We start from the raw sequence: 2,764 nt of genomic DNA, 5'->3' as shown, positions 1-2,764 counted from the left end.
CTCAATAGTTTGGATGCTATTAAGTTACTAAAAACCAGAAATATGCACAACCTTTCATTTGTCATTTTACTAACTTTTTAATTCAACCAACGGGTTAAATATATTTATTTATAAAAAAGGCTGTAAACTCGGTTCGCTCATGCGTTTAAAAAGAGAAAGCAATGAAGCCGGCATATAATTTAATTACAAGATAATGGATCAAGAGGTAATATACAAAGCTCTGCGCGGCGAAGCAACCCCAGATGAGCTGGAACAGGTGGCACGGTGGCATTCCGAAAATCCGGAGGACTTCCAGCGCTGCGCGGATGAGGTGCACATGCAGATCGACATGATGGAGTTGTACGGCGAAGAGATCCGTCCAGCAAGTTGGATCGCCGTGCACTGGAGAAAGGTAGTCCGTATTACCGTACAGGCTGCCGCCATGCTCGCCATCGGGTTGTTCGTCGGGGGATATATCAGCAAGGAACGCACCTACGATATGCTTGCCGAGCAAATCAACACGTTGCAGGTTCCTTACGGCCAACGCCTGAAGTTCACGCTTCCGGACGGTTCGAGCGTTCAGCTCAATTCCGGAGCAAAGATCGAATATCCATCCGTATTCAAAAAGAATCTCCGCAGAGTAAAGCTTTCCGGCGAGGCGGTATTCGATGTCGAACATGACGAGAGGTGTCCGTTCGTTGTAGAAACTTTCGCATCCGATATTCGGGTGTTGGGTACGAAATTCAACGTTGTGGCCGATGAGCGCCACCAACGCTTTTCGACTGCATTGCTCCAAGGTCGGGTGCAAATTACAAACCGGCTCGATCCCACGCAAAAAGACATTATACTGAAACCTAACGATATTGCTAATCTCTCGAACGGTCATCTTTTCATCGAACCGATAACCGATCCGGAAATATTGTGCTGGACGGAAGGTCTTATCAACATTTCGGGTCTGCCTTTCGATGAACTGATGGAGAAATTCGAGCGGGCATTCGACGTGAAGATCGACATCTCCCTTGAGAAACTTCCGAACATCAGAAACGTCAGTGGTAAAATTCGTGTGAACGACGGCATTGACAAAGCCCTTCACATTTTGCAGTATACCGCGGACTTTTCTTACAAGAAAAATTCGGAAACAAACGTAGTGACGATCTATTGATGTGAAAGCCTGATTGTTTAACGCCTAAAATGATTGCCTATGAAAACGTAACCAACATCGTTCATAGCTTGTTCAATGAAAAAGCCTGCGGAGGTAGAGATCCGCAGGCCGGATAATAGATTGAATCGAGCTTTTTTGAGACACTAATTAACCTATTATCTAAAACTTCGCAAAGATATGAATAAAACAGTATTCTTCAACAAGTTTCGAAGACTGTTTGGGTTCGTACTCACAATCTCTTTGCTTGGGAACGTATTCGCTGCATCTGCACAGAATGCCCGAATTTCCATTAAGATGGAAAACGTCCCTATTTCGCAGGTTATAAAAGAGATTGAAAATCAAACCCGTTACTTGTTTATCAACAAAGGCGTCGATACCAAAAACAAGGTCAGTATCAACGCTGTCCAAAAAACGATCCAGGATGTGTTGGCACAACTGTTCGCCGGCACGGAAATCGCTTACCGGATCGATGAATCCTACATTATCCTGACCAAAAAGAACGATGCGGGGAATCCGGTTTCCGTGACCGGAAAAATCAGGGATGCAAAAGGTAATCCGATCGTCGGAGCCAGTATCCTTGTTCAAGGAACTACAATAGGCGTCAGCTCCGACGCCGATGGTGCGTTTGCGCTTCAGGTACCCCCCCCCGCAGCAGACAGACAGCTGGAAATCAGTTTTATTGGTTATACTCCTGTGTCTATTGTCGTGGGCAGCCGGACTTCTTTCGAAATCACGCTCGAAGAGGCTGCGTCCGAGATCGAGCAGGTCGTGGTCACTGCTCTTGGTATTAAGCGTTCGGAAAAGGCCGTAGCCTACAATGTTCAGCAGATCAAGGCCGAAGACATCACAACCGTCAAGGATGCCAACTTCATCAACTCGTTGACGGGTAAAGTGGCCGGTGTCACGATCAACGCCTCATCGTCAGGTGTCGGCGGTGCCTCGAAGGTCGTACTGCGCGGCAACAAGTCCATTTCGCAGTCTTCGAACGCCCTTTACGTTATCGACGGCATTCCGATGTACAACTTCGGTGGTGGTGGCGGTACGGAGTTCGATTCGCGCGGTGCTACGGAATCCATCGCAGACCTCAACCCCGAGGATATTGAGTCGATGTCGGTGCTGACGGGTGCTGCCGCGGCCGCGCTCTACGGTTCGGAAGCCGCGAACGGCGCTGTGATGATTACGACGAAAAAAGGCCAAGCCGGGACTCTGAAAGCTACGTTTTCGAGTAATATCGAATTTCTCGCACCTTTCATCCAGCCGGAATTTCAGAATCGCTACGGTACGGGTTTGAACGGCCAGCGCAGCGGCTCGAGCATTTACAGTTGGGGCGAGAAATTACGCCCTGAAGCCCGTTACGGTTATACTCCGGACGATTATTTCGAGACGGGACACGTTTATACGAATGCTGTTACGGTTTCTGGCGGTACGGACAAGAACCAGACCTATTTTTCGGCTGCTTCGGTCAATTCGGACGGCATTATCCCCAATAACGAATACGACCGTTACAACTTCACGTTCCGCAATACTTCGTACTTTCTGAAAGACCGGCTCAAGCTCGATGCGAGCGCCAGCTACATCTATCAGAAAGACCAGAACATGACCAATCAGGGAGTCTATTCGAAC

General features: G+C 48.2%; 2 protein-coding genes. Both read left to right on the top strand.

Annotated features, from left to right (window positions below):
- Positions 1–193 precede the first annotated feature (193 nt).
- Positions 194–1,141 carry a FecR family protein gene (locus BHV64_RS09080; RefSeq protein WP_015547829.1) on the top strand — a complete coding sequence of 316 codons (948 nt, stop codon included), beginning with the start codon at positions 194–196 and terminating at the stop codon, positions 1,139–1,141.
- 177 nt (positions 1,142–1,318) lie between these two features.
- A partial coding sequence (locus tag BHV64_RS09075) for a TonB-dependent receptor plug domain-containing protein (RefSeq protein ID WP_441294232.1) occupies positions 1,319–2,764 on the top strand: 1,446 nt, incomplete at its 3' end.

Origin of the sequence: Alistipes sp. 56_sp_Nov_56_25 (genome assembly GCF_001915285.1) — a bacterium.
In the GTDB taxonomy this organism is placed as follows: Bacteria; Bacteroidota; Bacteroidia; order Bacteroidales; family Rikenellaceae; genus Alistipes; species Alistipes shahii.
Note: the sequence above shows the minus strand (reverse complement) of the source record. Positions and strands in the feature narration are given on the sequence as shown.

Excerpts from the sequence above, each read along its gene's own strand:
- BHV64_RS09080 (WP_015547829.1), top strand. The coding sequence starts at position 194 with ATGGATCAAGAGGTAATATACAAAGCTCTGCGCGGCGAAGCAACCCCA.